This is a genomic window from Pseudofrankia coriaricola, from assembly GCF_001854805.1.
In the GTDB taxonomy this organism is placed as follows: Bacteria; Actinomycetota; Actinomycetes; order Frankiales; family Frankiaceae; genus Pseudofrankia.
Window position 1 is genome coordinate 1 of record NZ_MBLO01000151.1, and the last position, 5,122, is coordinate 5,122.

The 5,122-nt window shown below is 67.6% G+C and carries 5 protein-coding genes and 2 pseudogenes; 3 read left to right on the forward strand and 4 right to left on the reverse strand.

Going from position 1 to position 5,122, the window contains the following annotated elements; genetic code table 11:
* Window positions 1-201: transposase domain-containing protein (locus BCD48_RS20695; RefSeq protein WP_198543325.1), on the reverse strand; the 201-nt coding region annotated here is incomplete at its 3' end.
* Between the two features lie 131 nt (window positions 202-332).
* Between BCD48_RS20695 and BCD48_RS20700 the strand changes: the two are divergent.
* Both BCD48_RS20700 and BCD48_RS46905 read left to right on the forward strand, forming a co-directional pair.
* A pseudogene (locus BCD48_RS20700) lies at window positions 333-875 on the forward strand (class I adenylate-forming enzyme family protein); the annotation flags it as partial.
* 100 nt (window positions 876-975) lie between these two features.
* Window positions 976-1,158, forward strand: a pseudogene (locus BCD48_RS46905) (IS4 family transposase); the annotation flags it as partial.
* A 219-nt stretch (window positions 1,159-1,377) separates the two neighbouring features.
* On the opposite strand, the gene BCD48_RS20705 reads toward BCD48_RS46905, so the two are convergent.
* A complete protein-coding gene (locus tag BCD48_RS20705; RefSeq protein ID WP_071050069.1) occupies window positions 1,378-1,815 on the reverse strand; it encodes a VOC family protein in 438 nt (145 codons plus the stop codon).
* A gap of 763 nt (window positions 1,816-2,578) precedes the next feature.
* On the reverse strand, window positions 2,579-3,721 hold the full coding sequence (locus BCD48_RS20710) for an aromatic ring-hydroxylating oxygenase subunit alpha (protein ID WP_071050070.1): 1,143 nt from the start codon (window positions 3,719-3,721) through the stop codon (window positions 2,579-2,581).
* A 77-nt stretch (window positions 3,722-3,798) separates the two neighbouring features.
* Here BCD48_RS20710 and BCD48_RS20715 point away from each other — a divergent pair, with 77 nt between their 5' ends.
* Complete coding sequence (locus BCD48_RS20715; RefSeq protein ID WP_083418966.1) at window positions 3,799-4,632, forward strand: MerR family transcriptional regulator; 834 nt, start codon at window positions 3,799-3,801, stop codon at window positions 4,630-4,632.
* 224 nt (window positions 4,633-4,856) lie between these two features.
* Here the strand turns inward: BCD48_RS20715 and BCD48_RS20720 are convergent.
* A partial coding sequence (locus BCD48_RS20720) for a Zn-ribbon domain-containing OB-fold protein (RefSeq protein WP_241841884.1) occupies window positions 4,857-5,122 on the reverse strand: 266 nt, incomplete at its 5' end.

Here is a 5,122-nt window from a genome sequence, read left to right on the forward strand (position 1 = left end):
GGTGACCTTCGCCGCGACCTCGGCGTAGTCGTCGTCCGGGAACAGGCACATTCCCAGCGTCAGATACGACGTCACATGCGGCGGGAGCTTCCCGCCCTTCCGCCGCTCGCCGACCCCACAGACCTCGACCGCCTCATCCACCGCGTCACGCGGGACCGCCGTCACCAGCACCCCGACCGACACCTGGTCCGGGGACATCATCGAAGCCACGAACCGTGACCAAACCACCCACCAGCACAGATGCCACGCCGCCACGCCGTACCAACCCGCCGGCCAGCAACAGCGGAAGATCAGCCATCCAAGATCGACTTAAGCTTCACGGCATTGACCCTGGAAGTGTCGGAAGAGGGTTCCGAGGCACAGAGATCCGCATCCTCGACGAGAACCAGAACCCTGTGCCGGCGGGCGAGCAGGGCGACGTCTACCTACGCTGGCAGGGAACCGGCGGATACGACTACCTCGGCGGCGCGCCCCTGCTGCCCGAGACGTTGGACGGCTTTGGAACCGCCGGGGACATCGGCCACCTGGACGCCGATGGATATCTCTACCTGGCGGACCGCCGGGTAGACATGATCGTCACCGGTGGGGCGAACGTCTTCCCGGCCGAGGTGGAGGCCGCCCTCTCCGAGCACCCGGACGTCGCCGACGCTGTTGTCATCGGCCTCGCCGATCCTCACTGGGGACGCCGGGTACACGCGATCGTCGTGCCGAGGCCACGGACCGCGAGCCTGTCCGAAGCGGGCGTCATCTCCTTCCTCAAGGGTCGGCTGGCACCGTACAAGGTTCCCAAGACGGTCGAGTTCCTCGCGGAGCTGCCCCGTACGGCCGCGACGAAAATCAGCCGCTCCGCTCTCGTGGAAGAACGAGAAGGATGAGACGTTCTCGACTGAGCGACCTGATTCTCCGCAAGATTCCCTGGACGTTCGAACCAATGCCGCTTGATTAGGTGACCGGCCATGTCGTCAATCCTGACACTCCAAACGTCCCGATCTCGTCGAACAGAAGATCTGGGCGCTCCTGCTCACCCACTACGCCATACGCACCCTCATGACCGAAGCCGCCGACGAAGCCGACGTCGACCCCGACCAGCTGTCCTTCATGAGAACGCTCCGCATCATCCGCCACCAGGTCACCGACCAGGCGGATTTTTCCCCCTGACCGCCTCGGGATCATCGGCAAACACCGTCAGCTTCGTCGCGCCACCTTCGAACGATACATCGTCGCTACCGTCCGGAAAGCGCAGGAACGCATCGTCGATCCCGAGACCAGGAGGGGACTCGCGTGGACGTCGGCCCTCTTCGAACGGGTCCGGCGCGGTCCGGCGGCGGCGCCGGTCCCTGTTCGAAAAGGGCTCCTGCATGCCGGCCGGTCAGCTCGTCACAGCGCTGCCGGCCGGGAGAGGAGTTCGACCATGATCCCGTCCGGGTCCACGACGGTCGCGGCGGGGCCGCCCGGCGTCGGCATCGTGCGCGGTTCACCGCCGAAGCCGAGCGCGGCCAGGCGGTGAAGCGTCTGCTCGACGGGCACGACGAACGACAGCAGGAAGGCTCCCCGGTGCGGGAGGCCAGCGGCGGCGCTGCCGCCCGGCAGATCTCCGGTGCCGAGCTCGAACAGTTCCACCCGGCCCGCCTCCTCGTTGTTCCGGTCACCCAGGAACACTGTCCGGGGCTTCTTGGTCTGCGCACCCAGAAACTGCTCGAGATCCATGTCCATCGTGACGTCGAACAGAACCTCCAGCCCAATGCCGTCCCGGTAGAACCGAAGCGAGGCTTCCAGATCCGCGGGGCAGATCGCAACATGGTCGATGAATGGCATCCTCAGCCCTCGATTTCGCTGGTCTGGTCACCCAGACGGTGACCCTGCCGGATTCCCCGACCTCGATCATGATCGTCACGAACGGATCACTGGCCTGCGGACCCGACCGTCAGGCACAGCCCGCTCCGGCATGTCGTCAAACCCTACGAACGACACGGTCCGTATACTGTCCAGAACGGCCGTACGGTCCATGCCCCTCCTCTCATGACCAGGGATTCCTACCTACGATATTTGCCAGGACAGGGCTCGCGCACAAGTCGCCGGAGCCCCTGAATTCGCTGGAGCCTTGAATGCAACGTCGAGGACACCGGGGTCACGGTGGAGCCCAGGTCGGGGGGATGGGCCGGCAGTACCTGGCGACCGGACCCGGCCCAGGCGGCGCCGGCCGCTGGACCCGCGTGCGGCGCGTCCATCAACGCTCGACGCGAACGCCAATCGATGTACCCAGGTTCTTTACACTCATGTAAAAAGTGTAGCGTTCGGTGGCATGCCTGGTCGAGCGGTAAAGGCGCGAGGCCGAAGTTGTGCAGATCTTCGAGGGCGCCGGCCGGATCAAGCGCCTCGTCATTGGCCGCCGCCTCGCCTGGGTCTGAGTGAACGCGTCCTCTTGTACGGTCTTTCTGCGTGGGTGTGACCTGACCACGCCAGGGAAGGGTGTCCTGCGGACCCGGGGGCAGGGATCTCCTCCCGCGGACGACGAAGAGGCGCGAAACGGTGGTCGACGCGTACCAGCACTGCTTGGACGTGACCCACCGGTGCGCGTCTACCGGGGTGTGACGGCCTCCCGGATCGCGTACTCCCAGGAAACATGGCGGTGCTGCAGGCAGGGCTCGTTCCGGCCGAACCGGAGCACCGGCTGCGTACCGCTTGCCAGGTTGCGCTGCACCTGCTCGGCGAGCGTGTAGTCCTCGTCCCGCACTGTCGCGTGCGCGTACTCGAAGATCTCCTCGAAAGCCAGGCGCTGCGCCTCGTCGGACACGTCGACCGGGGTGGCGTTCTGATGGAACGTCACCGAACGGCCCGGCTCGGAGCTCGGGTAGATGCGGAACAGCTCCCCGTTGTTGACCGTCGTCGAGATCACCACGCCTGGGTGCAGGTGGTAGATGACGACGGCGTGCGAGAGCGGGTTCCACTCCTGCTCGGGCCGGTCGATCAGTTCCGTGATCGTCCGCATCGGGAACACCAGCCGGGAGTGTGGCCCATAGGTGTCGAACGCCGCGACGCCCGAGAGCGCCACCGAGGCGAACGTCTCCCGGTGAACGGTGGCGAAATGGTAGTTCTCGGCGAAGGTGTCGACGGCCAGCTTCCAGTCGATGTCGGCGTTGAGAACCCGCTCGCCCATGGGCGTCCACGCGCCGACACCCCACGAGGCGAGTTCGTCCGACAACCCGGCGAGGTGAGCCTCGATGTCCAGCTCGGCGTCCGGGTCGAGCGCGACCCACAGGAAGCCGGCGTGTTCGGTCGCGGGCAGTCGGGTGAGGCGGGTCGGTTGGTCAGGGAAGCCCTCGGGCATCGGCATGTGACGCAGCCGGCCGACTGTGTCGTACGTCCACGCGTGGTAGGGACAGGCGAACCGGCGCGCGACCCCGCAGCCGCTCGCGACCGGGGCCTGCCGGTGGGCGCACACGTTGTGGAACGCGGCGACCGAGCCGTCCTCCTGCCGGGTCAGCACCAGCGGCGTGCCCATGACCGTCTTGGTCACGAAGGCTCCCGGCTCGGCGAGCTCCCCGGCATACCCGGCGATCTGCGGGGTGCGCCGGAACAGCTCGCGGTCGGCGGCCAGCCGGTCGGGGTCGAAGTAGGCGGAGGCATTCTGCTCGGCCACGCCTGGAGCGAGGTCCGCAGTCCGGTCGGCAGCCAGCTTGAGCACACGTCGGGTGAGGTCAACGAGAGTCGTGTGGTCCATGACCGGGAGCCTGGACGTTGCGATGGTCGTAAGGTCAAGCGCCGTGAGCGCAGACGACGAAGCGAACCCGAGACGACGTGGCCGGTGACCGCGGGTTGTTGATCGGCGAGGTGGCGGCGCTGACGGGCATCTCGGCGGGCCGTATCCGCCACTACGAACGGATCGGCCTGATCCGCCTCCAGCATCGCGACAGCGGGTACCGGACCTTTTCCGACGCCGACCTGCTGCTGCTTTTGCGGATAGACCTCCTGCGCAGCCTGGGTCTCGGGCTCGACAGCATCCGGGCTGCTCTGGACGAGCTCGGCGACGTGCTCGAGCAGCACCGCGCCGTGCTGCTCGCCGAGCGGGACCGGCTCGATCGCTTACTCACGGCGGTGGACGCCGCGATCGACGGCGGCGGAGTCGAGTCCCTGGCCCTGAACCACCGTTCGAGCACTGGGCTCGTCGGGCGGGCGGCTCGGCCGATGGACGCGGAGGCGCAGGCGACGTTCGCCCGGGTGTTCGCCGGCACGCGGGTGCCGGTGCCGGCGATCTTCGGGCAGATGGTGATCCCGGAGCCGGTGGTTCGGCTGACCGAAGACATCGCCGGGGCCGAGGGCGTCGATGAGTTGATAGACCGACTGGCTGCGCTGGTCCGCGAGATCCTGGCCGGCCGCGCCGTCGCCGCACACTGGGTGGACCAGCAGCTCCGGGACCCGCTCCCGGAACCGGTGGCGTCCATTGTCCGCCGCGGTGCGGCGCTGGCGGACAGCCCGGTGCTGCGGCACGGCATCCCCGCCTGGGCGGCGGCGATCTCGCCGGAAGCAGGACACTTCGTCGATGAGGTCGGGCGCCTCGGCGCGCGGCGGGACGCGGTCGTCCTCGGCGTGATCGTTGTCCCGCGCCGGCCGGGTCACGCGCCGTTCAGGTAGGCGTCGGCTCCGTGGACTCCGCTATCGGATTCCACCGCTGGTGGAAAGCCTGGTCCACCACGCCCCCACCCGCTGAACCCCAAGCCCTGACCACCACGATCATCGCAGGCCACGGCCTGCACCTCTACCAACCACCCTGATCCAACAAACCACCGGTATGGGTTCGAGTCCTATCGCGGGAGCTTGACCAGGGGAAGTAGGAAGCGGTCGTACTCGGAGGATTTTCACTCGTGGCGACCGACCCTCATGCTCGGCTGGGTGATGGCACCGACCGGTCGCCACTGCGGCACGACCACGCCCGTGGTGTCGTCGAACCAGACCCGCATGCGCTGCCCCGCGACGAGGTCGGGGGCACCGGGAAGGTGGCCGACGAACCGGACGGACGGGACGTCCTCGAGCTCGACGAGGACCACCGTGTAGGGCACCGGGTACAACGGGTGGACCTGGTGCTCGACGACCGTCCACGAGTAGAGGGTTCCGAAACCCGCCA

Excerpts from the sequence above, each read along its gene's own strand:
- BCD48_RS20705 (WP_071050069.1), bottom strand. The coding sequence starts at position 1,815 with ATGCCATTCATCGACCATGTTGCGATCTGCCCCGCGGATCTGGAAGCC.
- BCD48_RS20710 (WP_071050070.1), bottom strand. The coding sequence starts at position 3,721 with ATGGACCACACGACTCTCGTTGACCTCACCCGACGTGTGCTCAAGCTG.